25 protein-coding genes are annotated in these 25,411 nt (G+C 35.8%); 23 read left to right on the top strand and 2 right to left on the bottom strand.

The genetic code is table 11. The annotated features are described in order from the left end of the window. Positions 1–26 precede the first annotated feature (26 nt). From ACXAGJ_RS07740 to ACXAGJ_RS07835, 20 genes are all read left to right on the top strand, one after another. Positions 27–1,250 (top strand): efflux RND transporter periplasmic adaptor subunit, encoded by a 1,224-nt coding sequence (locus ACXAGJ_RS07740; protein ID WP_474838632.1) that lies wholly within the window; start codon positions 27–29, stop codon positions 1,248–1,250. 107 nt (positions 1,251–1,357) lie between these two features. Beyond that, entirely contained in the window at positions 1,358–4,546 is a 3,189-nt protein-coding gene (locus ACXAGJ_RS07745; RefSeq protein WP_474838634.1) for an efflux RND transporter permease subunit, read from the top strand. 97 nt (positions 4,547–4,643) lie between these two features. Then, positions 4,644–5,285, top strand: coding sequence for an NADPH-dependent F420 reductase (locus ACXAGJ_RS07750; RefSeq protein WP_474838636.1), 642 nt, complete (start codon positions 4,644–4,646; stop codon positions 5,283–5,285). Positions 5,286–5,372: 87 nt separating this feature from the next. Further along, positions 5,373–6,842, top strand: a complete 1,470-nt coding sequence (locus ACXAGJ_RS07755) for a TolC family protein (RefSeq protein ID WP_474838637.1) — start codon at positions 5,373–5,375, stop codon at positions 6,840–6,842. Positions 6,843–6,934: 92 nt separating this feature from the next. After that, complete coding sequence (locus tag ACXAGJ_RS07760) at positions 6,935–7,840, top strand: helix-turn-helix domain-containing protein (protein ID WP_474838639.1); 906 nt, start codon at positions 6,935–6,937, stop codon at positions 7,838–7,840. 153 nt (positions 7,841–7,993) lie between these two features. Continuing rightward, positions 7,994–8,899 (top strand): helix-turn-helix domain-containing protein, encoded by a 906-nt coding sequence (locus tag ACXAGJ_RS07765; protein WP_474838641.1) that lies wholly within the window; start codon positions 7,994–7,996, stop codon positions 8,897–8,899. Positions 8,900–8,999: 100 nt separating this feature from the next. Continuing rightward, entirely contained in the window at positions 9,000–9,758 is a 759-nt protein-coding gene (locus tag ACXAGJ_RS07770; protein ID WP_474838643.1) for an SDR family oxidoreductase, read from the top strand. A gap of 145 nt (positions 9,759–9,903) precedes the next feature. Beyond that, on the top strand, positions 9,904–10,749 hold the full coding sequence (locus ACXAGJ_RS07775) for an aldo/keto reductase (protein WP_474838645.1): 846 nt from the start codon (positions 9,904–9,906) through the stop codon (positions 10,747–10,749). A gap of 19 nt (positions 10,750–10,768) precedes the next feature. Next, the gene (locus ACXAGJ_RS07780; RefSeq protein WP_474838647.1) at positions 10,769–11,734 is read left to right on the top strand and encodes an aldo/keto reductase; all 966 of its coding nucleotides are present in this window, start codon (positions 10,769–10,771) and stop codon (positions 11,732–11,734) included. Positions 11,735–11,858: 124 nt separating this feature from the next. After that, positions 11,859–12,002: a hypothetical protein gene (locus ACXAGJ_RS07785; RefSeq protein ID WP_474838649.1), complete on the top strand. Its 144-nt coding sequence runs from the start codon at positions 11,859–11,861 to the stop codon at positions 12,000–12,002. A gap of 314 nt (positions 12,003–12,316) precedes the next feature. Continuing rightward, positions 12,317–13,219, top strand: a complete 903-nt coding sequence (locus ACXAGJ_RS07790; RefSeq protein ID WP_474838651.1) for a helix-turn-helix domain-containing protein — start codon at positions 12,317–12,319, stop codon at positions 13,217–13,219. Between the two features lie 111 nt (positions 13,220–13,330). Next, positions 13,331–14,137 carry an aldo/keto reductase gene (locus ACXAGJ_RS07795; RefSeq protein WP_474838653.1) on the top strand — a complete coding sequence of 269 codons (807 nt, stop codon included), beginning with the start codon at positions 13,331–13,333 and terminating at the stop codon, positions 14,135–14,137. Between the two features lie 28 nt (positions 14,138–14,165). Next, entirely contained in the window at positions 14,166–16,097 is a 1,932-nt protein-coding gene (locus tag ACXAGJ_RS07800) for an L-dopachrome tautomerase-related protein (protein ID WP_474838655.1), read from the top strand. Next, complete coding sequence (locus ACXAGJ_RS07805; protein WP_474838657.1) at positions 16,094–16,297, top strand: hypothetical protein; 204 nt, start codon at positions 16,094–16,096, stop codon at positions 16,295–16,297. The genes ACXAGJ_RS07800 and ACXAGJ_RS07805 overlap by 4 nt, the downstream gene beginning before the upstream one ends. Before the next feature lie 108 nt (positions 16,298–16,405). Then, entirely contained in the window at positions 16,406–17,266 is an 861-nt protein-coding gene (locus ACXAGJ_RS07810; protein WP_474838659.1) for a DUF6503 family protein, read from the top strand. Between the two features lie 218 nt (positions 17,267–17,484). Further along, entirely contained in the window at positions 17,485–17,742 is a 258-nt protein-coding gene (locus ACXAGJ_RS07815) for a hypothetical protein (protein WP_474838660.1), read from the top strand. A 49-nt stretch (positions 17,743–17,791) separates the two neighbouring features. Further along, the gene (locus tag ACXAGJ_RS07820) at positions 17,792–18,682 is read left to right on the top strand and encodes a helix-turn-helix domain-containing protein (RefSeq protein WP_474838661.1); all 891 of its coding nucleotides are present in this window, start codon (positions 17,792–17,794) and stop codon (positions 18,680–18,682) included. A gap of 90 nt (positions 18,683–18,772) precedes the next feature. Further along, positions 18,773–19,450: an SDR family NAD(P)-dependent oxidoreductase gene (locus ACXAGJ_RS07825; protein ID WP_474838662.1), complete on the top strand. Its 678-nt coding sequence runs from the start codon at positions 18,773–18,775 to the stop codon at positions 19,448–19,450. A gap of 331 nt (positions 19,451–19,781) precedes the next feature. After that, positions 19,782–20,894 (top strand): MBL fold metallo-hydrolase, encoded by a 1,113-nt coding sequence (locus ACXAGJ_RS07830; RefSeq protein WP_474838663.1) that lies wholly within the window; start codon positions 19,782–19,784, stop codon positions 20,892–20,894. A gap of 33 nt (positions 20,895–20,927) precedes the next feature. After that, on the top strand, positions 20,928–21,857 hold the full coding sequence (locus ACXAGJ_RS07835) for a helix-turn-helix domain-containing protein (protein ID WP_474838665.1): 930 nt from the start codon (positions 20,928–20,930) through the stop codon (positions 21,855–21,857). A 34-nt stretch (positions 21,858–21,891) separates the two neighbouring features. Here the strand turns inward: ACXAGJ_RS07835 and ACXAGJ_RS07840 are convergent, their stop codons facing one another. Together ACXAGJ_RS07840 and ACXAGJ_RS07845 are read right to left on the bottom strand one after the other, a co-directional pair. Beyond that, on the bottom strand, positions 21,892–22,575 hold the full coding sequence (locus ACXAGJ_RS07840) for a LytR/AlgR family response regulator transcription factor (RefSeq protein ID WP_474838667.1): 684 nt from the start codon (positions 22,573–22,575) through the stop codon (positions 21,892–21,894). Beyond that, complete coding sequence (locus tag ACXAGJ_RS07845; RefSeq protein WP_474838669.1) at positions 22,572–23,369, bottom strand: sensor histidine kinase; 798 nt, start codon at positions 23,367–23,369, stop codon at positions 22,572–22,574. The genes ACXAGJ_RS07840 and ACXAGJ_RS07845 overlap by 4 nt, the downstream gene beginning before the upstream one ends. Before the next feature lie 214 nt (positions 23,370–23,583). On the opposite strand from ACXAGJ_RS07845, the gene ACXAGJ_RS07850 reads away from it, so the two are divergent. From ACXAGJ_RS07850 to ACXAGJ_RS07860, 3 genes are read left to right on the top strand one after another with little or no spacing between them, the layout of a single operon-like run. Beyond that, positions 23,584–24,492 (top strand): M28 family metallopeptidase, encoded by a 909-nt coding sequence (locus ACXAGJ_RS07850; protein ID WP_474838671.1) that lies wholly within the window; start codon positions 23,584–23,586, stop codon positions 24,490–24,492. Next, positions 24,489–24,899, top strand: a complete 411-nt coding sequence (locus ACXAGJ_RS07855; RefSeq protein WP_474838673.1) for a hypothetical protein — start codon at positions 24,489–24,491, stop codon at positions 24,897–24,899. Before ACXAGJ_RS07850 ends, ACXAGJ_RS07855 begins: the two co-directional genes overlap by 4 nt. A gap of 13 nt (positions 24,900–24,912) precedes the next feature. Then, positions 24,913–25,356 carry a DUF6326 family protein gene (locus ACXAGJ_RS07860; RefSeq protein WP_474838675.1) on the top strand — a complete coding sequence of 148 codons (444 nt, stop codon included), beginning with the start codon at positions 24,913–24,915 and terminating at the stop codon, positions 25,354–25,356. The last annotated feature ends 55 nt before the right edge of the window (positions 25,357–25,411 follow it).

Here is a 25,411-nt window from a genome sequence, read left to right on the forward strand (position 1 = left end):
TTAATAACACCGAAAACAACAATAAAATGAAAACAATACTTCCAAACATCAAAAAAAGCACCAAGCAGATGAGCATATTTGCTGGATTAGCTCTTGCAGTACTAGCTATAATAGTTTTTATAAGCAAAAACAACACTAATGAAGATCAAGCTACTACTATACAGGCAATGCCCGTAGAAGTAGCACTACCCGTATTTGAAAAAATTACGGAATGGGACGAATATACAGGACGTTTTGAAGCAAGTAATCGCGTAGCCGTAAGAGCGCGAGTTAGCGGCTATATCCAAAACGTAAGCTTTAAAGATGGGCAATCCGTTACTAAAGGAGATGTTTTATTTACTATAGATCAAAGACCTTTTAAAATTGCATTAAGTCAAGCCAGAGCCAGTTATAGCCAAGCTCAAGCAAGGTTAACTATTGCAAAAGATAACTTTGACCGTGTGCAATCTCTAAGAGAATCAGGAGCTGTATCTTTAGAAGAATATGATAACCGAAAGCAAGCATTGGCTGGAGCAAAAGCTTCGCTACAATTGGCACAGGCTTCAGTAGATAATGCCAAACTAAATCTTGAATTTACTAAAGTAAAAGCACCCATTTCTGGACGTGTAAGTCGTGATCTGATCAATGAAGGAAACCTTATTGATGGTGGTTCTTCAAATTCGACGTTACTTACTACTATAGTAGCCACAAGCCCTATTCACTTTTATTTTAGAGGAAGTGAATCAGATTTTCTAAAATATTCGCGTCTAGCTCAAAATGGAGAAAGAGGATCATCTCGTTCTACAGCTAACCCTGTTTTTCTGAAACTTCAAGATGAAAATGAGTACAAACACAAAGCCGTAATGGATTTTGTAGACAATGAAATTGATAGAAGCACAGGAACTATCGAAGGTAGAGCAACTTTAGAAAACAAGGATGGTCTTATTGAGCCTGGAATGTTTGGTAAAGCCAGACTATTGGGAAGTGCAGAGCATGAAGCACTAATGATTCCTGACGAAATTATAGGTACCAATCAATCCGTGAGGTTTGTCTATGTTCTAGGTGAGGATAATCAAGTGACCATAAAAAATGTAGAACTTGGTCCATTACATACTAATGGATTGCGAATCATCAGAAAAGGGTTAACGCCAGAGGATAAATTGATTACCAATAACATTCAGAAGATCCGACCTGGAGTTGCGGTAAGTCCAACTGAAACCGTATTAACTACTAGTAACAAAGACATTGTAGCTTTTTCAGAAGAAGAATAAACACAATCACATAACGAATTCATTACATCACTGTCTACCAACACTTTATCATGTACTAACGGACAGTGACAGAGGATTCTTTTTTCCAATACTAAAAAATAGAAATCATGAAATTTAGTCACATTTTTATAAAAAGACCCATTTTCGCAGCGGTGTTGAGCATCCTGATATTGATCGTGGGCGGATTGGCATACGTATCCTTGCCTGTATCACAGTTCCCAGATGTTGCACCTCCAACCATTGAAGTAGTAGCAACTTATCCCGGGGCCAACGCACAAACACTTTCTGAAACCGTTGCCACTCCTCTGGAGAAAGAAATCAACGGGGTTGAAAATATGATCTATATGACCTCACAATCTGCCGCAGATGGTAGAGTTACTCTTCAAGTTGCTTTTGAATTAGGAACTGATCTGGATAAAGCCCAGGTACAAGTGCAAAATCGAGTTGCCATTGCAGAACCCCGATTACCAGAATCTGTGAGAAGATTAGGGATTACTACAAAGAAAATATCTCCAGATATCTTATTGGTTGTCAATATGTATTCTCCAAATAAGACCTACGATCAGACCTATATCGGAAACTATGCGACATTACAACTCAAAGATGAATTGGCTCGTATTAAGGGAATTGGAGACATACAACTTTTTGGTGCAGCAGAATATGCAATGCGTATCTGGTTGGACCCAGATCGAATTGCCAATCTGGATATGACTGCCGGAGAGGTATTAACCGCACTTCGAGGTCAAAATGTACAGATCGCCAGCGGAACTTTAAACACGCTCCCTTCAGGAAGCCAATCTGCATTTGAAATTAACATACAAACCCAAGGAAAACTAGTCACCACAGAAGAGTTTGAAAATATTATTATCAAATCAGGAGAAAATGGACGAATTGTACAATTAAAAGATGTAGGACGTGTAGAACTTGGCGCTCAAAACTATGCCACCAAAGGATATCTGGGTAAAGATCCGGCAATTGCCATGCCCATATTTCAACAACCTGGAGGAAATGCATTAGAAACGGCTGCAGAAATTCAAGCCAAAATGGTCGAACTGTCTAAAAACTTTCCAGAAGATTTAGAATATAAAATAGCATACAACCCAACAGAATTTGTACAAAAGTCCGTTGATGAAGTGTATCACACCATTTTTGAAGCTGTACTCTTAGTAGTATTTGTAATTCTATTATTCCTACAGTCCTGGAGAGCTGCAATTATCCCTATTTTGGCAATCCCAGTATCTCTTATCGGAACATTTGCTGTGATGCAGGCCATCGGGTTTTCGTTGAACAACTTAACCCTTTTCGGGCTAGTCCTTGCCATTGGTATTGTGGTAGATGATGCTATTGTTGTTGTAGAAAATATGGAACGTTATCTAGCACAAGGATTATCGCCAAAAGATGCTGCTCGTAAAACCATGGATGAAGTTGGTGGCGCACTAGTTGCTATTGGGTTAGTATTAATCGCCGTATTTATCCCTACTACATTTTTAGAAGGTATCTCAGGACAATTCTACAAACAATTCGGACTTACAATAGCGGTAGCCACGGCAATTTCAGTCTTTGTTTCACTAACGCTAAGTCCCGCAATGGCTGCTTTATTAATGAAGCACGAAGTACATGATCCCAATAAGAAAACTCCCCTATTACTAAGACCATTAAAATTCATTGGTGATGGTTTTAACCGATTCATGGATAACGTATCCAATCGATATGGAAATAGTGTTCGTAAATTGGTTAGAACCAGTGCAATGGTTATGGTAGTCTATGGCGGACTTATTGCATTTACTGGTTTTGAATTTAACCGTGTAGCCACTGGATTTGTACCGGCAATGGATCAACAGTATTTTATAACTGCAATCCAGTTACCACCGGGATCTTCTTTAAGCAGAACCGATAAAGTGGTAAATGATGCGTTAGACGTATTACTCGAAGTTGACGGAGTTGAAACTGCAGTATCATTTACTGGTTTTGATGGAGCGTCTTTTACCAATGCATCCAATGCTGCTGCAATTTTCGTAACACTTGAAGATTTTGACGTTCGAAACGAAAAAGGAATTGGCTACAACGATTTACTCGCCACACTACGAGGTAAAATGGCACAAATCGATGAGGCTTTCGTTGTTGTGATACCACCTCCATCGGTACGTGGTATTGGTAACGCAGGTGGATTTAGAATGATGGTTCAGGATAGAGCAAATCTAGGTACAGACGAATTAATTAACGCCACCTATACCCTAGCCGCAGCTGCCAATCAGGATCCGGCATTAAACAGTGTGTTTACTTTCTTTAACAATCAAACCCCACAATTATATTTGGATATTGATCGTGTAAAAGCAGAGCAATTAGGCATTGATGTTGCAGATGTCTTCCAGTCTTTAGAGGTATACCTGGGTTCAGCTTTTGTCAACGAATTCAACTATTTAGGAAGAACGTATCAAGTAACTGCTCAAGCCGATGCTCCAAACAGATTAACACCAGATGATATCTCCAGAATCAAGGTAAGAAACAATCAGGGCGAAATGGTGCCTCTAGGAACCATTAGTACTCAAAAAGATATTGCCGGACCCAATAGAATCCCTAGATTCAATTTATATCCATCGGCATCATTAGTTGGAGATATTGCACCAGGATACAGCACAGGTCAAGCACTTGATCGTATGGAAAAATTGGCTGCAGAAGTATTACCCCAAGGGATTTCTTTTGAATGGACAGAAATGGCCTATCAACAAAAACAAACAGGAAATACGGCGGCAATTGCATTCTTATTGGCCGTAGTATTCGTCTTTTTACTATTAGCAGCCCAATTCGAAAGCCTGGTATTACCATTAGCAGTCATCTTTATCGTACCTATGGTATTACTTTCTGCAATGATTGGTGTGGATTTGGCTGGATTGGACAATAACATCATGGTTCAAATTGGATTGGTGGTTCTCGTAGGACTGGCCAGTAAAAATGCCATTCTGATCGTCGAGTTCGCTAAACAACTGGAAGATCAGGGTAATGACTTAAAAACGGCAGTTATCGAAGCTTCCAAACTACGATTACGTCCTATTTTGATGACAGCAATGGCATTTATTCTAGGTGTTGTTCCTCTTGCTATAGCTACCGGAGCCGGTGCAGAATTGAGAGTATCCTTAGGGATTGCAGTATTCAGCGGGATGCTTGGAGTTACGCTCTTTGGAATCTTCTTAACGCCAGTATTCTATTATTTAGGACGACGATTAACAACCAAAAAATCCAATACTGAAAAATTGGAATCTGCAGAGATGATATCAAAACAAATTCAAACTGCTTAAGGATATTACATTTTGGTCAGTGTACAGGTGTTATTGGTTAACTAATAACACCTGTTGTAACCGAAATTTGTAACAAGAAATCAAAACATTAAAAACAATGAAAACTACATCATACAATATCGGAATTATAGGTTCGGGTGCCATAGGTGGTATCTTGGGAACCTACTGGGCACAAGCTGGACACAAAGTAATGTTTAGCTCGAGAAATCCTGAAAAACTAGCTACGTTAGTTGAAAAAGCCGGAGACAATTCGCAATTCGGTTCTGTAGAAGAGGCGACTCTATTTGGAGATATTATTCTGCTGGCTGTGAATTACAGTTCAATAAATGAAGCTATCGAAAAAATTAAAGGACTAGTGACTGATAAAATCATTATAGACGCCACCAATCCATTGGTTAAAACAGAGAATGGCTATCAAAATATGATTCCAGAAAACACCACTGCTGGTGAAAGAATGCAACAGTTACTCCCCGAGGCAAAAATTATGAAATCATACACCACACTTTGGTCCAAATATCTGGAAACCGAATCCAATAGAAAAGATGGATTACTAGTAATGCCGCTAAGTGGTGGTGACAAAGCAGATAAACAAAAAGTAGCGCAACTAATTATGGATTCGGGGTTTCATCCCTACGATTTGGGTGATCTTTCACAATCAAAACCTCAAGATCCAGGAAGTGCGATCTGGAATAAGCCATTACCTCTACAACAATTTGACGAGGCAATTCAAATACATTAGATTTTGGTCATACAAGGAGTGTTATTGGTTATCTATAAATACCCTTCGAGACCGAAATTTGTAATAAGAAATTAAAACATAGAAATCATGAAAAATCTAACACTAATAACTATATTATCTCTACTGTTGGTTTCCTGTGGGATTACCAAAAGAGATATTGAAGTAAACGCTCCTCTTACTGTAAGTGAAAATTACTTAGCAACAGCATCGCAAGATTCGGTTTTCACTCAAGCAAATACGCAAATCACGATAAACTGGTGGAGCGAATTTAACGATCCTATTTTGGATACCCTTATCCAAAAAGCAAGAAAACATAATTTAGATATTAATACTGCAATAGCCAATTTTTATGCCTCCAGAGCTTTGGTAAAAGAAACCAAACTGGACAGATTACCAACCGTTACCGCCAATGGAAATGTCACCAGAACACGACTAGGGGAAAACATATTTGTCCCTGGTGCGAATCCAACATTTACCACTTACAATGGCAGCTTTGATGCCTTTTGGGAAACAGATTTATTTGGACGTGTATCCAATAGAATAAAAGGAGCTGTTGCAAATCAACAATTAGCACTAAACGACCTACAAAGCGTATATGTAAGCATTTTTGCCGAAGTATCCAGAAATTACATCGAACTAAGAGGCGCACAATACCAATTGGATATTGCAAACCGTAATCTTAATGGACAACAAGAAACTTATGATCTAACTGTTCGTTTATCAGATGCGGGAACCAGTAATCAATTGGATGTATCAAGAGCATTAGCACAATTGGAAAACACGAGAGCCACTATCCCCCCATTAAAAGCGAGAATTGAAGCATTAAAAAATAGCCTCAGTGTTTTAATCGGTGAAGTACCTGGTAGTTTGGACACCAACATTGTCACCAAAAAACCATTACCTAGTCTTCCTGAAACTATATCTATTGGAGATGTAACTAATTTATTACGCAGACGTCCTGATGTAAAACATGCCGAAGCCGAATTACAACTTCAGATTGCGAAATATAATCTCTCGGTTGCCGAATTGTATCCAAAAATTCAGTTTGGTGGATCGATAGGGTTTTCTGCTGTTGACTTTTCAAACTTTGCCAGCAACGAATCATTTACATGGAGCATTTTCCCCAGTATTAGTTGGGCAGCGTTCAACTTAGGTAGAGTAAAACAACAAATCAATAAAGAAGATGCGCTGACTCTTGCCTTATTACAACAATACGAAAAAACAGTACTAAAGGCTCTAGAAGAAATCAGAACTGCAATGACCAATTACACCAACGAATTGGAGCGTAGAGAAATATTAAGAAAATCATCTTTAGCCAGTGCGGAAGCGACTGAAATCGCGAAAAAACGTTTCAATGCAGGGCTAGATAGTTTTATCGATTACCTCAACGCAGACAATACACTATTGCTAGCAGAAAATAGATTGGCCACAAGTGAAATAGCTTCTGCTACATCCCTAATAGCCATTTACAAAGCTTTAGGTGGAGGTTGGGAGATTATCTCTGAAACAGAACTGGAAGAACAATTCGATACCATGAAATTGGCAGAATCCAAATAACAACATATATCAAATTTTAGTGTTGGATAAAACGGTGATATTTCAGAAATGAGTGTTGCCGTTTTTATCTTAAAATATGCTATCTTTTAAAAATGAAAATAGATGGCATACATACTTTATCTACGATCAAAGAGTATTTTGATTTTATCAACTTCGACTGCCCTGTTTTTAACGGATTTGCTATTGGCAGATTGGAAGATTCGGCAAAAGTGATTCCTCAAAAAATGCCTCCGTATCGCAAACGATTCTATAAGATTATGTTCATTTTAAGCGGAGAAATTGACATGCATAACAATGAGAATGAAGGTCACCTTAGCAATAATACTTTATTTTTTTCTGGCGAAGGTCATATCCAATCCTGGGAAAGTATTGCACCGATGAGCGGATATATCATCTATTTCACCTCAGACTTTTATTCCGTAGTTCATAAAAAGAATAAATTACATTCTGATTTTCCTTTTTTTACTCAAAACGCATCGATGAGTATCTCCATAACTCAAAATGAAAGTGAGCACTTGCAGCGAACTTGCGAAAATATCATTTCGTTATCTCTTCAAAATTTATCGAATAAAGAGGATATTTTCAGATCTTATCTCAATATCGTACTCCTGGAATCCAAAAATCTCTACGAAGAAAAATTAGGGACTACGGCTGTAGTTCAGGATTCAGATAAACGAATATTGAATAGCTTTAATCAACTTATAGAACAACAGTATAATTTGGACCAAGAAAATGTACTTAAATCGGTAAAAGAGTTTGCCAATCACATCTCTATCCACCCTACCCATCTTAACTATGTGGTAAAAAGTCTAACGGGCAATACCGCTTTACAGCTTATCCATAACAGAAAACTCCAGGAAGCGAAGTCCTTATTATTTCAAACATCTAAAACCGTTAGTGAAATTGCCTATGATTTACATTTTGACAACCCTACTCATTTTGTGCGTTTTGTAAAGAAAAAAACCGGTAAAACACCTCTTCAATTACGCAATAATTAAGACGAACTACTTTTTTTACTAGTAGTCCAATACTATCTTTTAGACAAGGATTTTTTGTGTTGGGATAAAAAATAAGGCACTGCCATAGAAAGTAGCTTCTCAATTCATTCTTTAATTGTTTGAAAAACTGTATTTTGTAATAAAATTTCTTGCTTGAAGGTAGACGGGATATATACTTTAAAAACTATTGAAGAATATTTTAATTTTATCAATGTTGAATGTCAAATATTTGATGGTTTCAGTGTTGGCCGAATTGAAAAATCTGCTGAATCCATTCATAAAAAAGTCCCTCCATTCAGAAAGAAATTCTTTAAAGTTATGCTTATTTTGAGCGGAGGTATTGATATGAGCAACAATCAAAATAGTGCGCATTTAGATACCAATACACTTTTTTTCTCAGGGAAAGGTCATATTCAATCCTGGGACAATTTGGAACCGATGACCGGTTTTGTAATTTATTTTACATCAGATTTTTATACACTGGTACACAAGAAAAATAAATTACATTCTGATTTCCCCTTTTTTACTCAAAATGCATCGATGAGCTTAAAGATCAATCCAGAAGAGAGTAATCATTTGCAGCGAACCTTTGAGAGTGCATTGCTGTTATCACAACAAAATTTATCTAACAAAGAAGATATATTTAGGTCTTACCTCAATATTTTGCTCTTGGAATCCAAAAATCTTTATGAGCAAAAACTAGGAACAAATGCGGTAATCCAAGATTCTGATAAACGTATTTTAAGTAATTATAATCAACTAATCGAACAGCAGTACGGTACCAACAAAGAGAAGGTATTGAAATCGGTTAAAGAATTTGCAGATGCCCTATCCATTCATCCTACACATTTAAATTATGTAGTAAAGAGTTTAACAGGCAATACCGCTTTACAACTTATCCATAATAGAAAACTTCAAGAAGCAAAATCCTTATTGTTTCAAACGTCTAAAACCGTTAGTGAGATTGCCTACGATTTACACTTTGACAACCCCACCCATTTTGTACGTTTTGTAAAGAAAAAAACAGGCAAAACACCACTTCAATTGCGCAATACTTAAAATTGGTCATCCCTCCTTGTTTTTTGGTTTAATACAAGGCTACTTAGCCAGGTACATTTGTAGTGTAATATTTAATGAATCACTATAAAATTTAAATACAATGGAAAATTCAAATCAAACTATACAAGGAAAAGTAGCCATCGTTACAGGAGCATCTAAAAACTTAGGCGCAGAAACAGCATCTTATTTAGGAACATCTGGAGCAAAAGTAATCGTTCACTATTTCAGCGATAGCAGTAAACGTGAAGCAGAAAAAATCGTGGAGCAAATTGAAGCTAGCGGAAACAATGCAAAGTTGGTACAGGCGGACCTGAGAAAAGTATCCGAAATCAAACGTTTGTTTGATGAAGCAGAAACCACTTTTGGAAAAGTTGATATTTTGGTAAATACTGCAGGTACCATGCTCAAGAAACCAGCTGCAGAAGTCACAGAAGAAGAGTACGATCAAATGTTTACGATTCATACCAAATCTGCTTTTTTTCTATTAAGTGAAGCCGCCAAACGCATCAATGATGGTGGACGAATTGTGAACATCTCCACCACCCTTACGTCGGTTACCACAGGGCTATACTCGGTATACGCCGGGGCAAAAGCTGCATCAGAACAATTTGTAAAAATGATCGCCAAAGAAATTGGCTCCAGAGGGGTAACCGTAAACTCCATAGCACCCGGTCCGCTTAACACATCATTTTTCTACCCGGTAGAAAACGAACATTCTATTGATTATCTGAAACATATGTCTGTTCAAAACAGATTAGGAGAAATCTCGGATGTATTGCCAATGATCAAATTTTTAACCAGCTCTGAGGCGGGTTGGATAACAGCACAATCCATAAGAGTGAACGGGGGAATGTTCTAAATACTTCTATATAACCATAAGCAGGGATTACTCCTTACTTTAAGAAACTATAAACGTTTATAAATTGATTAAAGGAGCTTTCTTTAGTTCATTTTTAAGATTAACCCATAGACCTATTTATTAGGATCATAAAAACATAAAAAAAATGAAAACAATAGCACAAAATAGCACGTATAAGATAGGTGGAGATATAGAAGTAAAACGTCTTGGATATGGTGCTTTACAAACCACTGGTACGGGAGGGTACGGACATCCTAAGAACAAAGAAAAAATGTTACGCCTACTGCAAAAAACCATGGATTTGGGGATCAACTTCATCGATACTGCAGATAGTTATGGGCCTTACATTTCAGAAGAACTGATCGCAGAGGCACTACATCCATATCGTAAAGAAACTGTAATCGCCACCAAAGTGGGTTATGAACGCCCTAATGGAAACTGGATCGTTAATAATGACCCAAAACGTATGCGTAAAGCCTTAGAAGGAAGTTTACAACGATTAAAAGTCGAGCAAATCGATCTCTATCAATTACATCGTATAGATGCTTCGATCCCTTTATCAGAACAGATCGGTTTTTTGGCAAATGTACAAAAGGAAGGATTGATCAAACACATTGGATTATCCGAAGTGAACCTACAACAGTTACAGGAAGCAATGACTTATGCACCTATAGCTAGTGTACAGAATCAATATAGCTACGGGAATAGAAAATGGGAAGATGTTCTGGAGTTTACCGCTCAACATGACATCGCATTTTTACCATGGTATCCTTTGGATGCAGGCAACGTTTATGGCAAACAAAAACTAGAAACTATTGCCAAAAAATATGGCTTTAGTGCGCATCAAATAGCTCTTGCCTGGTTGCTACACCATTCAAACAATATTATTGTAATCCCTGGAACATCTGATCCAAAGCATTTGGAACAAAATATGGTGGCCGGACAAATCCCATTATCGGCTCAAGATTTAGAATTTTTAGAACTTAAATAATCATTTAAAATTAAAAATAATGGAATATCGAAGAATGGGAAATACAGGGTTACAGTTAAGTGCCCTTTCCTTTGGAAGCTGGGTGAGTTTTCATAAACAGATTAATGACACACTTGCCGATAGACTCATGGGAATTGCCTATGATCATGGTGTGAATTTTTTTGACAATGCCGAGACATATGCTTTAGGCGAAAGTGAAAAAATGATGGGTAGCGTTTTAAAAAAGAAAAATTGGGAAAGAAGCTCTTTTGTTGTGTCTTCAAAAGTATTTTTTGGTTGGCATGGAAAAGATAACAAACCTAATCAGATGGGTTTAAGCAGAAAACACTTAGTTGAAGCGTGTCATGAAGCATTACAGCGTTTACAAGTGGATTATTTAGATCTTTACTTTTGTCATAGACCTGATGAGAACACCCCTATTGAAGAGGTAGTATGGACTATGAATATGCTTATACAACAAGGAAAGATTTTATACTGGGGCACTAGCGAATGGAACGGCGTTCAAATTATGGAAGCACAAAGAATCGCACAACAATATGGTCTTATTGGTCCAAAAGTAGAACAATCTCAATACAATCTTTTAAAGAGACATAAAGTAGAAACCGAGTTTAAAGATATTTACAAAAACATTGGGTTAGGCATAACCGCATGGAGTCCATTGGGAGCAGGATTTCTAACGGGAAAATATCTTGATGGTATTCCTGAAGGTTCTAGGTTCTCTATTAAAGGAATGGACTGGCTTTCTAAACAATGGTTACAACAAGAAAAAATGGAACAACTACAGCAACTCAAGAATATCGCTGATGAACTAGGCATTACACTTGCTGCTTTAGCCATTGCCTGGACGCTTAAAAATCCAAATGTAAGTTCTACCATTTTGGGAGCCTCAAAAGAAGAGCAGCTTTTAGAGAATCTAAAAGCTTTAGATGTACTACCGTTGCTTACGGATGACATTTTAACTCATATTAATTCGATTACGGGATAAATACGCTAATGTTAAAATTTCAAATCACCCCAAAACCATTTTCAGGCTTTTATTGCATTCGATTTTGGTCATTTTACCTATAATTCTGGTTTAGTATTGCCGCATAATGGTAGATACCTTTGTAATGAAAATCAATATGAACTTAAAACGATATAGTCATGAAAAAGATAAAATCAACATTTATTGTGTGGATAGCAATTTATCCAGCAATAACAGCAATATTAATGGTTTTTGGAGAATACTTAAACCACTTACCAATTCTGCTTAGAACCTTTGTTCTAACCATAATTCTAGTGCCTTTGATGGTGTATTTTCTGATTCCATTTTGGACCAAAGTATTTTCAAAATTAAAGACAAGTAAATAATTGTCAATTATAAAAGAAAAAGCCCCGAGCTTCGAAAATTAAAAATCATGCAAAAAATCCGAATTAAACCTATATATATTAAAACCATATTCATTCAGTATGTCAATACGCTTTACTAAGAGAACTGTGAAAAAGTAAGTTTTAACGAGCTGATTATAATTCACATCATCAAATTTAAACATACAAACTTGATATCCTTTTTATTTATCTTGTAGCTGTGAAAACAACCACAAATTATTATAAAGATATATACTCATTACTTGAAGGTTTAAAAACGGTTCAACCATTGAGTGAGGATTTTCATATTCATAAGTTTTCAGATACTCCTAGTACTTGGGTTAAAGAGACCAGTATTTTTCGAAGTAACACCTATTCTATTATTTTACTAACCAAAGGCGAAGCAAAATATAAGATTGGACTTTCAGAATATTACATAACAAGTGGTAGTCTTTATTTCCAAGCACCTCAGCATCTAAGATATTACAATAGATTATCCGATTGGGAGGGTTATGTTATAGTTTTTATGGACAGTTTTTTTGAAAATCATCCTACCTTAAAAGAACTGATAACACAATTTGATGGTTTTAAAATCAGTTCGAAGGTCATGATTCCTCTCAAGGAAGATATTCTTTCAGAAACCGGAATAATGTTTGAGCATCTCTATAACATAAGCTATTCGAATAGTGAAGAACGTTTCAATAAAGCAAAAGCCCTATTAGAGTTAATTTTACTTCAATCCAACGAGCACTACAATCATCTTTACAAAGACCAAAAAGAGTCCAAACAACATCGTATCGTAAAACAATTTGAACAGATTTTAGAGGAGCACTTATACCTTATCACTCAAAAAAAGGTAGAACGGCAGCTTACTATATCGGAAATCGCAGAAAAGATTAATGTCAATGCTACTTATTTAGGAGAAGTACTTAAAAAAGTGACCGGTAAAACACCTAAAGAAATCCTTTCGGATCGCATTATTCTTGAAGCACGTTCTTTATTGAATAATACCGATATGGCCATTAATGAAATCGCTTATTTTTTGTTGTTTCAGGATGCTTCGAATTTCACCAAGTTTTTTAAGCTTAAAACCGGATTTTCACCATCAAAATATCGTAAATAGCACTTATTTTTATGAAAAACTGGATTTTTTACCAGTTACTCTTAATTCTTCACCATAAAAATACCTACAATTCGTCTGACATTTGTACTGTAATTAAAAACACAGTACATCATGAAAACGAATAAAACATTTAAACTTGGAAATTTTGAAATTAATAGAATTGGCTTCGGTACCATGCGAGCTACTACTGGTGAAGGTATTTGGGGAGATTCATTAGACAAAGAAAATGCCATAAAAGTCATTCGTACTGCTATCGAAAATGGCGTTAACTTTATTGATACCGCAGACACTTATGGGCCTTATACTTCAGAACTATTGGTCCAGGAAGCTATAAGACCTTTTGGTGATCAAGTAATGCTAGCAACAAAGGCTGGTGCTATAAAATATAAGCCTGGAGCTGTAATATCCAACGGACACCCATATTACCTTCGTACCGCTTTAGAAGGAAGCCTTAAACGATTAGACAGAGAAGTCATCGATCTGTATTTCTTACATCGTGTAGACCCAAACATTCCTATTGAAGATTCGATTGGAGCCTTAGCTCAATTTCAAAAAGAAGGTAAGATCAAACATATTGGTGTCTCTAATGTTACACTTGAGCTTTTGGAACGTGCACAATCAGTTGCAAAGATCGATGCCGTGCAAAATGCCTTTAGTTTTAAAGATAGACGCTACGAAAATGTGGTTAATAAGACCACCAAAGAAAACATCGCCTTTATTGCTCATACTCCCGTTGCAAAAAACAGTTGGGATAACACCACTTTAGAAATAGCAGAAAAAGAGCATATTTCTACAAATCAACTATCACTTTCTTGGTTATTACATTATGCCCCAAATGTGGTTTCTATTCCAGGAACTTCATCAGAAAAGCATCTAATAGAAAACTTAGACTCTTACAATATCAATATACAATCATAAGTAACGCATATAAAAAACATTAGAAATCATGAAAATAGTAATCACAATGACAATGGTTTTAATGACGATGTTCATGAGCCTTGCCAACGAGAAAACAAGCCTGGAAGAAATAACCTCTTTCAGCACGCACAGACCAACAGCGGTGGTCGTTTCAAAAGAAGGACGCATCTTTATCAATCTGCCATATTCCAATTACTCTTCAGAAACACATATGTATTCGGTTCTAGAAGTATTTAAGGATGGTACTAAAAAGCCCTTTCCTAATATGCCATGGAATAAAAAACCTAAAAGAAAAGAGAGATTAAATTCATTTTTAAATGTACAAAGTTTAACTATAGATACTGAGAATGACTTATGGATTTTGGATACAGGGTCACCCAAACGCAAAGGTGTGATCAATGGTGGTGCAAGAATCATACATGTAGATTTAGAAACAAATAAAGTTCTTGATATTATTGCTATTAAAGATGACGTCCTATCTCCTAAAAGTTACCTAAATGACTTACGAGTAGACAAGAATCAATCGCACATTTATATTACCGATAGTGTCGATGGTGGAATAATCATTGTTAATGTATTAACAAACCAACAACGTAGGGTACTGCAAAATTTTGTCCCGATAAATGATATTCAAAAACCTTTAGTTATTGAAGAAATTTCTTTGCAGAACACTTCTAATTTTTATGCTACCGATGGGTTGGCTTATGATCCAATTAATGATGTTGTTTATTTTCAGTTTAGACCATTTTCAGGTTCATCTGCTCTAATGAAAATTGATGGTAAATCTTTAAACGACTTTTCTCTTTCCCAAAGCCAGGTAGATAGTAAAGTGGCACATATAGGTAACACAGTTATCGCTGATGGTATAAAATATAAAGATGGATCAATTTACCTCACAAACTTAGAACAAAATGCTATTTCCAGATATGATTTAGATCATCAGGAATTAGTAAACGTAGTGGCCGGCCCTGACATTAGCTGGCCAGATAGTATTGATTTTGATAATCAAGGCAATCTGTATTTTACTACTGCTCAATTTCATAGATTACCTATTTTAAACCATGGGATTGATGAGCAAAAAGGAAATTTTAAAGTTTTCAAGATCAATGAAAATCCTAAAACAGGTTTCAAATTAAAATTTGCTCCCCACATAGGGCTAACCAGCGTAAAAGACGGTATGTTCGTTAATCATGCAGGTGAAAATCCTATTGCACAGATTCAATTTATCGCATCACAAGGTTTTAAAGGGATAGAAGATAATTTTATGAAGATTCGACCTGTAGCGCAACAAATTGCTATAGCCGAAGAATTAAAGAAACAAGGAATGGAATTAGGTTCTTTTGTTCATAATACAACTACTTGGCAGGATGCAACATTAGTTTCAGAACCATCAGAAGTCAGAGAAATTATATTAAAAGAAATCCGTGAAACTATAGAAGTAGCAAAACGTGTTAATGGCAAATATCTAACCTTATTGTCAGGGAGAAGTCATCCTACTTTGGAACGCCAATATCAAAAAGTAAATTTTATTGAAAATTTAAGAGTCATTGCAAAAGAAGCAGAAAAAGCAGGATTGGCTTTAGGACTAGAAGCCATAAACGGCAAAGAGTTTCCAGGGACATTTGTTACCAAGGTTACCGATGCCTATGAAATAGTAAAAGCAGTAAATAGTCCATCTATAAAACTTACATTCGATATTTACCATGTTCAAATTGAAAATGGAAACATCATTGAAAATTTTAATCGAACATTTGACGAGATTTCCTACATCCACATGGCTGATAATCCAAAACGAAGTGAACCTGGCACAGGTGAAATCAATTATATCAATGTCTTAAAGCATATATATAAAAGTGGCTATAAAGGATTTATTGACATGGAACACATCAATAGTATTTCTGGTAAAACTGGTGAACAAAAAATATTAGACATTTATAGAAATATAAATAGTAAATTATGAAAAAGATAAAATCAACATTCATTGTATGGATAGCTATTTATCCCGCTATCACAGGAATTCTTTTACTATTTGGAGAGGCATTAAATAAAGTTCCTATCATGTTTAGAACTTTCATTTTGACCATTATTCTGGTTCCATTGATGGTTTATGTATTGATCCCTTTTTGGACAACTATTTTGAAAAGATTAAATAAAAAGTAAAGCTGTGGTTATTAAACCATAATCACTACTTTTAAATTATAAAACACATAAAAATTAAGGCTAAATACTAGTTTTGTAATATGATTCTTGAGAACCAATATTTTGATTATGAAACAATTACTTTTAGTACTTAGCCTTAGTATTCTTTTTCAAAGTTGTAAAATAGCCGATCTAAGAACAGCGGCTATTGATGAAAATACACCTAACAGAGAAGAAAAAGCCATCTTGCTCATTGATAAAGTAATTGCAACTTACAATCTGCAGAAACTCAGGGATGCTGACACCTATTCTTGTAAAGCCTCTGACAATTGGAAAGGCCTAATGGCAATTGTTAACCCACTTCCCAAAGACAATGAACTTATGGAACTTCGATTGAGACCTAATTCATTTGACGGACAATTCAATTACCTGAAAACAAAGAAAAAAACCATCCATGGTGTGCAATCTTTTAAATACTACAAGATCAAAGAGAATGGGGATATCATTCGTAAAAAGAAAAGAAGTATTGTTTTTACATTACCAGCTATTCAATATTTTTTTGAGTTACCGCTTCGTTTGAAAAACGCTCCTATCCTAAAATACGCGGGAACAACCACATTTGAAAATAATGACTATGATTTGGTCTTTGCTACCTGGCAACAATTGAAACCGCACAAAGAACACGACCAATACTTGCTGTATATTAATCAGAAAACAGGCCATCTGGATTTTGCCAATTATACCGTACGTGGCATGTATCTCCCAACACCAAAAAATATCTATGGTTCTATTCGGTACACAAATTTAAAGGCAAACGAAGACAGCGTAGTTTATCCAGGAACTATGTTCGTTCAACTCAACCAATTGAAAAAGGAAAAACGTACTTTACACACCCTACACTTTTCTGATCTGAAACTCAATAGTTTTGACGTCTCCTTACTCTATCCCATTAAGAATTTGGAGTTTATTGGGGATGCGAAATCAAAATAGAAATATTGATCTTCATGACACGTCCCTAACTGAGTCCATTATCAAAGGAGAAGCCTTGATCGGATTGACACAAAGAAATGCCATACATGCACAAAAGACCAGTGACTTTCGTTACAGGTCTTTAATATTAAAAAATGGTCATTTTGTCTCGTATTATGGTTAACACTAAGGAGCATTATGGAAGTAGCTTTGTAATGAACTTAAAAATCTTAGAAATCATGAAAAACGAATATCATCAATTTGAAACCCCATCGATATTATATATCATTATATCAGAGTTAATTTTCTTGAAAGAAATCAGAAAAGCAAACCATTATGTAAAAAAATCACTTACCTTTTTCTATAGTAAACTAAAGGCCCGTTATCAAAAATTTATTCAAAATGAATGGACTCGAGCCTACCTTGTTCTTTCTGGGTATATGGCAGTTTCAACCTTGTTATTACTGGCAGCTTATCAACTAGTGATTGTCTTTTAAAAAATTAGATTTTGGTCAGTCTCGTAAAATTTTTAACTAACTTTGAATTATGACCAAAAAAGCGATACCTGTTTTTGAAACGAGTAATGACCTTCATGAGGCTACAGGGTACTACCATCGTAGTCATATCCCTGGATTTGATATTTTTACGTTAGAGTCTTTGGACCCTACAACCCGAAGATGTATGCCTCCCTACCGACAGGGTTTTTATCAAATTGGTATTTTGAGTAACGCCGGAAGCAGTCAAATAAACATTAACACCAACGAGGTCAAACTCGAAAAACTTCCGCTTTGGTTTGTTGTCCCCGGCCAGGTATTTTCTTGGGTAAGAAGTCCCGAAACTGCTGGATACCATATTCAATTTCGGAAAGAATTTGTTACTGAAATTGTTCAAAATTTAACCGCAGAATTTCCTTTTCTAAAACTTGCCGAAAATAGTGTATTCTTAATGACACCAGAAGAGCAAAAATCGCTAGAGTTAGATATGCAGCGTATGCATTCGGTATTTCAGAATCCTCATCCTTATCAAGAAAAGATGCTTCAAGGGATGCTAGTTTCGGTATTGTACAACTGTAAATCGATTTACGAACGTTTTAAAACTACTGAAAGTCATTTATCACGAGGGCAAGTACTTGCTCAGCAATTTCAGCAACTGGTCGACAAATTATACATCGATTCCAAAAATGTAAGTGACTATGCAGAGCAGCTGAATGTAACTCCAAATTATTTGACCACTACAGTAAAACAGATCACAGGTAAAACTGCCAAAGACATTATTCAAGAACGTTTGTTTTTGGAAAGCAAGACCATCCTTTCATTTACAGATTTGGACATCGCAGAAATTGCCTATCAACTTAACTTTTCTGAACCTACCCACTTTACCCGTTTCTTTAAAAAGTATAGCGGTACGACGCCTAATAAATTTCGGCAGACACTGTAATTAAGATTTGTGTCATTTTCCCAATGAAACTGGTTATTTTTTCACTTCATCTCTTCAGAACTTTGTACTGTAATTATAAAGTACAATGCCATGAAAGAGAATAGAATTGCCCTAATTACAGAAGCTGATAACGGACTAGGGTATCAATTTGCTTCCATATTAAAGAAGCAAGGCTTTGAAGTTGTAATCGCAACTAAAAAAGATGCTCATCTCAATCTTCATGAATTAGATCTTGAAGGGATCCAATTCATAGAAACAGATTTGACTCAAACAAAAGGAGTTACTCAACTCTATTCCTTTATCAAAACCGTTTACGGAAAACTAGATGTTCTTATCAACAATGCCGAAATTGCTAATGGTTTTGGTCAAAAGATCACCGAGTTGGATATGGATGAAGTCAAAAAACTATATGACGAAAACCTGTTTTCTGTGATGCATCTTACAAAAACACTTTTTGAATTACTCAACAAAAGTAAAAATGCAATAGTAATGAACATCACTAGCGGATTAGGTAGTATGGATAAAATGAAAGATCAAAACTTTGATTATTCAAGCTACAAGATAACCGCATACTCTACGGCAAAAGCCGCCCTGGATATGTTCACTTTGATCCTCCAAAGAGAGTTCGAATCGACCAACATCAACGTAAAAAGCTTTGATCCGATTAGACCAAAAAACTGTACACACAACCAAGTAACGTTATGCCCGGATGTAGAAAAAGAATTCCTCGGTCTATTACAGATTGAAAGTTTTGCAGCCACAAACTAGAACATGATGCATATTTTCTTAGGAAAACCCTGTGATATCAATTTCTCCCTCATGTATTGATTACACTTAATATGGTTGTAAAGGGTTTTAAACTATCATATGTCTATTGTATTTTCTATTTAGGTTTAAATCTCACCTCATTCAAGCTCACTTTTATTATGGATTTTTCTGGCTCTAACCAAAAAGTATAAGTCTTCTACCAAAATGTGTAAGTCGTCAACCCTATACCTGATATAACTTTGCAATCAAATGATCAGCACAAAATTATTTAAGGAGATCATTTTCTATTTTTAATTGAATAATGAGAAGAATACGTAAAATCATACAAAGAATGTTGTTAACTATTGGAGGTATTATTGGAGCACTTGTGATCACTGGTATCCTATTTGTAAATTTCAGTCCTCAATTTGGAGGAAAGATCTCAAAAGAGCAATTAATCGAATATGCCAAATCTGAAAACCATAAGGAAGGGAAATTCATAAACATAGGCGGCGTAACCTCTGAAATGAGCATGGGAAATATGCTGAAAGCCATAGGAGGTATGTTTAAGAACATTCCCAATGCCAAACCAAATTCTCCAATAGAAGTTCAAAAAGTAGATTCGCTAAACATTGCCAATTACCATTCAAAAACAAGATTTATTTGGTTTGGGCATTCTGCTTTTTTACTGCAGATGAATGGTAAGAATGTCATAATCGACCCCATGCTAAGTGAAGTTCCCGCTCCTCACCCCCTATTGGGAGGAAAACGATTCAATAAAGAATTGCCTATTGAAATTGAAGAGCTTCCCAAAATAGATGCTGTAGTCATTTCTCATGATCATTATGATCATTTGGATTATGAGTCTATATTGAAGCTAAAAGATAAGGTAAGCATGTTTTTCACCCCATTAGGAGTGGGAACTCATTTGCAAGAATGGGGAGTCCCAAAAGAAAAGATAGTCGAGTTAGATTGGTGGCAAGAAACTACATTTGAAGACCTGACTTTTATCAGCACCCCTGCACAACATTTTTCGGGAAGAGGGTTATCGGATCGAGATCACACCCTTTGGTGTTCCTGGATCATTCAATCCAATGACGAGAACATATTCTTTAGCGGAGACAGTGGTTATGCGTCACACTTTAAAGAAATTGGCGATAAGTATGGTCCTTTTGATTTTGCGATGATCGAATGTGGGCAGTACAATGAACTATGGTCCGAGATTCACATGTTTCCAGAAGAGACTGCACAAGCCGGTAAGGACGTAAAAGCAAAAAGAATAATGCCCATTCATTGGGGTGCTTTTAAATTGGCGCAGCATTCTTGGACAGATCCTATAGAACGTGTAAGCAAAAAAGCAGATGAATTAGGTCTTACACTAGTCACTCCCGAAATAGGAGCATCAACAGCTATTGATGATGAAGGTGTTTCTCAAAATAAATGGTGGAATCACTATCAAAAATAAGTTGTAATTTTAATAATCCATAATGTACTAACAATGCCGAGTTTTAACTTCAAAAGTATCACCGAGTATCATAAGCACTTTGAATTACCTGATCCACAAAACCCTTTATTAAGTGTATTGCATACTGAACTGGAAGAAGGGGAAGAAGAAAACTGTGATACCCATTCGTTTGAGGAACCCATAGAACTTTGTTGTGATTTTTATGCGATAGGCTTCAAAAAAATTATCTCGGGTGAAATTACCTATGGCCGTACAAAATATGACTGTACAAATGGTACACTTCTATTCACGGCTCCCAATCAAAAATTGAGTTTTAAGGATTTAGTGTTTAGCTCAGAGAGTTATCATATTGCATTTCATAAAGATTACATTCAAAGTTTGGATATATACCAAAAAATTAAAAAGTATAATTTCTTTAATTATCATGTGAATGAAGCACTTCATTTGTCTCCAAAGGAAGAGCAGATTGTAAAAGATATTTTTAAGAACATCACCATTGAATATCACAATAATCAAGATGAATTTAGCAAAGAAATTATCATCTCACAACTGGATACCTTATTAAAATATGCGGATCGATTTTACAAAAGACAATTTCTTGATAGAACCGATAATAATAAGATTTTGATCACAAAATTCAAGGAAATATTAAATGCTTATTTTGAACAAAATCTATTGGCAGAAGAAGGCATCCCAACGGTGGATTGGATGGCTGCACAGTTAAACGTAAGTCATCGTTATATGAGTGATACGATTAAGGCTGAAACCGGTAAAACAGCGATCGATCAAATCAATCTATTTTTGGTAGAAGAAGCCAAAAGTATGTTGCTAAATCCCAACTTATCTGTATCTGAAACGGCGTATCAATTAGGTTTTGAATATCCACAATATTTTACCCGAGTGTTTAAAAAGAAAGTGGGCATGAGTCCCAAAGCATATATCGAAGCGCATTCTTTGAACTGACAATACTTTGCCTTCAAATTTTAAACCCACTACCTTATTCATAAAGCTCTCCTATCCTGCTCTTGTAGGTAGTTCCGATTGGAATTTTATGATGTTCAATATGTAACCTATTCCCTTCTATTATTTTTACTTTTTCTTTAGCCACAATAAATGAATTATGAATGCGTAGAAATCCTTTGGGTAATTCTTTTTCAAATGTTGAGATTTTCTGCAAAATCACAATCATTTCGTCTTGCAAAAACACCTTACAATAGTTCCCGGAGGCTTCGATAAACAGTATGTCCTTAAAAAAGACTTTTATCTGTTTTGAACCTGATTTGAGATATACAAATGGGTGTTCATTGTGATACTCGTGGGGTGATATGTTCTTATTGGCCATCACCACCTTATTGACTGCCTTGATAAATCTTTCAAAAGAAAAAGGCTTTAATAAATAGTCTACCACGTTAAACTCGTACCCTTCTAAAGCAAATTCCTTATGTGCAGAAGTAACGATAATTTGAGGTGTTTCTGGTAGCGTTTTCAAGAATTCAAACCCATTAATCTCTGGCATATTCATATCCAAAAACAAAAGATCGACCTTTTGCTCTTGCAACATTTGGATGGCTTCAAAGGCATTGTAGGCATTCCCTACCTTCTCCAGGCTTTTCAACTTTTCCGAAAACCCCTCGATGATACGATGCGCAATGGGTTCATCATCCAAAATGATATATTTCATAAAGTTTGAATTTTTAGCGTTGCTTGATAGGTGTCTTCTCCTTTTTTGAGGAGTAATTCATGTCTCCTTGGGTAAATCAATTGAAGTCGTTTTTTCAAATTAGACAACCCAATCCCTTTAGCTCCACGTATTACAGGTTTAAAATTATTTATTATTTGGAAAAACACAGTGTTCTTTGTAGCCTTAAGGTCCATATCAATATACGCATCATCCACCATACTTTCTACTCCATGTTTTATGGCATTTTCTAATAGCATGATGAGCATTAACGGGGCTATTTTGATTTCTATATCATCAATCTGAATTTTAAAAGAAATCCTTACCTCTTTTTGATACCTCAACTTATGAATCTCCAGATAAGTCTCCAGGTATTCAATCTCATTCTTTAAAGTAACATAATCATTTTCTCCCTCATAAATGGTGTACCGCATGACTTCAGAAAGTTTTAAAATGACTTCTGGAGCTCTATCCGACTTTTCTATCGCCAAGCCATACAAATTATTGAGGGTATTAAAGAAAAAATGCGGGTCTACTCTGCTTTTTAACAACATTAATTCTGCTTCATTTTTGTCATTTTTCAAGCTTCTGTACTCTTTCCAAAGCCTAAAGAGCCATCGTAGCACCAAATACCCGAACGTAAAAATAAATAGATACTGGAACAGATAAAAGTAATTGTCATGGATCTCTAATCCCGACAATTCTTCCATTCTTTTGAAATGTAACATCCCAAAAAGCTCGGCAATCAATAAAGCAACAGCTATAAAGGTTGCGTATTTCCTAAAAATTCTAAGCATGTCTTAAAGGTACTGTTTTTACAAAAGTTCTGTACATCGATGTGATGGATAGGACATTTACAATGACAGATACTCCAAAAACAATGATCGATAGTTATTCGACTTAACATATGAATTATCTATCCCAGGATCTCTCTCTACGATCATAAATTTTAGTAAGCACTCTACTTAATAGCTATGTTTAATGAGCCAACTTCAAAAAACAAATGAAAAAATGAAATCAACCTTATTTCTTGTACCGTCTTTTATCTTATTACCCTTATTTGAGTTAGAAGCGCAGGTAGACCCCGTATTTCAGGAGGAGATGCTCCCTTTCCAGAAGGAAGTTATTGCAAAACTCTGCGGAAAATCAGAAATCTCAAATGGCATGTTTCTAACTCAGCGGGCATCTCCCGAAGAACGAGAAATCACCGCAACCTATTTGTCCAATGCTCTCACGGCAATAGGGTGGAAATTAGAAAACCATCACTATGAGGTTACCAATGGCAACCCCTTTCTTGATTTGATCTTAAAACCGATGCAAGGAATTAATGTAGCGGCCGTTTTGCCTGCAACAACACCCAATGACACCTATGTTGTCTTTGGGTCTCATTATGATACCGAACGAGGTAGTCCAGGGGCTATTGATAACGCCACGGGTATAGCACTTTGCTTATCGGTTGCCAGACAGTTGAAACAACTCGAGAACAGAAAATTTAACTTCATTCTGGTGTTTTTTGATCAGGAGGAAGATAATGAAGTAGGAAGCAGAGCTTATGCCAAAATGCTAAAAACCACTCAAAAAAACGTCCACTCAGTACATACCATTGATATGGTCGGTTGGGATAATGATAACAACAAAGGAGTCGAATTGGAATTACCTGCACCAGAGTTAGAAAGATTATACAATAGTGTTGCTCAACAATTGAACATCCCGGTATATCGTACAAAAGTGAGTTCTTCTGATCATAAATCATTCATTGATCAAGGATTCAAAGCTTTAGGTATCTCTGAAGAATATGTAAAAAGAGATTCTACCCCTTACTACCACACCCCAAAAGACACATATGATACGGTAAATTTTGAATACCTATCGGCTACCTCATATTTCATTTTTAACGTCTTCAAAACTTTACTGCAATGATACATTTTCAGGATATCAAAAATTTAAATAGAGAAACATCTCTATTAATACTAAGTATGTTATTACTCCTAATAAAAGGGTTAGTCTACATTTTTATAGGAGTCATATACCCTTTGGGTATAGGTCTGTTGCTCTTATTGCCGCTATTATATGGGTACCTAAAAGGAGGTAAAAAACTTCAGAAAGCAGTTAAATACTGGAGTGTTTTGGTAATCTGCTATGGTCTTATTCGTATCCTTTTGAATGTTTTTATCTACGCTGATGACAGTGGAGTCCCATCAGGAGCTTATTATCAATTTACCGTTTGGTACGGGCTAAAAAGCATTTCGTACGTCATTCTGGGAGTTTATCTATTCATCCAACGAAAAGAAATATCATTTCAACAAAAATTATCCGATATCAGCTAAAGTCACCTATATCATGAAAAAATCCGAAACCGTAATCCCTGATAGAAAAATCATTTTATCCACGCTTTGGATATTTGTAACCTTAAACTATCTCTATTGCGATGTTTTGTCCCTAATGTCTGCAGATATGCTAAATGCATTACTTACTGGAGAAATAGCCGGTATCCATATGAATCAGGTTACTCTTTTGATGGCGGGTATCATCATGGAGATCTCTATGGCAATGGTGCTCCTCTCAAGAATATTGAAATATAGTGTAAATAGGCTCCTCAATATTATTGCAGGTAGTATAAAAACCTTGATTATGATTGGGACATTACTTATGGGGGGAGCTAGTTATCACTATTGGTTTTTTGCAACCATCGAGATTGTGACTACGGTATTTATCATCTGGTATGCATGGACCTGGTCTACATATACAATGACAGTACACGCTTCTACAAGATATAATTCCTAAGAAAATGAGAGATGAATACAATCACATACATTCGATAAAATGAAAACTATAGGAG

It is taken from the genome of Aquimarina sp. AWH4_224 (assembly GCF_056160245.1).

Bases quoted from the DNA above. Each gene is read 5' to 3' on its own strand.
- ACXAGJ_RS07740 (WP_474838632.1), top strand. From the start codon at position 27: ATGAAAACAATACTTCCAAACATCAAAAAAAGCACCAAGCAGATGAGC.
- ACXAGJ_RS07745 (WP_474838634.1), top strand. From the start codon at position 1,358: ATGAAATTTAGTCACATTTTTATAAAAAGACCCATTTTCGCAGCGGTG.
- ACXAGJ_RS07750 (WP_474838636.1), top strand. From the start codon at position 4,644: ATGAAAACTACATCATACAATATCGGAATTATAGGTTCGGGTGCCATA.
- ACXAGJ_RS07755 (WP_474838637.1), top strand. From the start codon at position 5,373: ATGAAAAATCTAACACTAATAACTATATTATCTCTACTGTTGGTTTCC.
- ACXAGJ_RS07760 (WP_474838639.1), top strand. From the start codon at position 6,935: ATGAAAATAGATGGCATACATACTTTATCTACGATCAAAGAGTATTTT.
- ACXAGJ_RS07770 (WP_474838643.1), top strand. From the start codon at position 9,000: ATGGAAAATTCAAATCAAACTATACAAGGAAAAGTAGCCATCGTTACA.
- ACXAGJ_RS07775 (WP_474838645.1), top strand. From the start codon at position 9,904: ATGAAAACAATAGCACAAAATAGCACGTATAAGATAGGTGGAGATATA.
- ACXAGJ_RS07780 (WP_474838647.1), top strand. From the start codon at position 10,769: ATGGAATATCGAAGAATGGGAAATACAGGGTTACAGTTAAGTGCCCTT.
- ACXAGJ_RS07785 (WP_474838649.1), top strand. From the start codon at position 11,859: ATGAAAATCAATATGAACTTAAAACGATATAGTCATGAAAAAGATAAA.
- ACXAGJ_RS07795 (WP_474838653.1), top strand. From the start codon at position 13,331: ATGAAAACGAATAAAACATTTAAACTTGGAAATTTTGAAATTAATAGA.
- ACXAGJ_RS07800 (WP_474838655.1), top strand. From the start codon at position 14,166: ATGAAAATAGTAATCACAATGACAATGGTTTTAATGACGATGTTCATG.
- ACXAGJ_RS07805 (WP_474838657.1), top strand. From the start codon at position 16,094: ATGAAAAAGATAAAATCAACATTCATTGTATGGATAGCTATTTATCCC.
- ACXAGJ_RS07810 (WP_474838659.1), top strand. From the start codon at position 16,406: ATGAAACAATTACTTTTAGTACTTAGCCTTAGTATTCTTTTTCAAAGT.
- ACXAGJ_RS07815 (WP_474838660.1), top strand. From the start codon at position 17,485: ATGAAAAACGAATATCATCAATTTGAAACCCCATCGATATTATATATC.
- ACXAGJ_RS07820 (WP_474838661.1), top strand. From the start codon at position 17,792: ATGACCAAAAAAGCGATACCTGTTTTTGAAACGAGTAATGACCTTCAT.
- ACXAGJ_RS07825 (WP_474838662.1), top strand. From the start codon at position 18,773: ATGAAAGAGAATAGAATTGCCCTAATTACAGAAGCTGATAACGGACTA.
- ACXAGJ_RS07830 (WP_474838663.1), top strand. From the start codon at position 19,782: ATGTTGTTAACTATTGGAGGTATTATTGGAGCACTTGTGATCACTGGT.
- ACXAGJ_RS07835 (WP_474838665.1), top strand. From the start codon at position 20,928: ATGCCGAGTTTTAACTTCAAAAGTATCACCGAGTATCATAAGCACTTT.
- ACXAGJ_RS07840 (WP_474838667.1), bottom strand. From the start codon at position 22,575: ATGAAATATATCATTTTGGATGATGAACCCATTGCGCATCGTATCATC.
- ACXAGJ_RS07845 (WP_474838669.1), bottom strand. From the start codon at position 23,369: ATGCTTAGAATTTTTAGGAAATACGCAACCTTTATAGCTGTTGCTTTA.
- ACXAGJ_RS07850 (WP_474838671.1), top strand. From the start codon at position 23,584: ATGAAATCAACCTTATTTCTTGTACCGTCTTTTATCTTATTACCCTTA.
- ACXAGJ_RS07855 (WP_474838673.1), top strand. From the start codon at position 24,489: ATGATACATTTTCAGGATATCAAAAATTTAAATAGAGAAACATCTCTA.
- ACXAGJ_RS07860 (WP_474838675.1), top strand. From the start codon at position 24,913: ATGAAAAAATCCGAAACCGTAATCCCTGATAGAAAAATCATTTTATCC.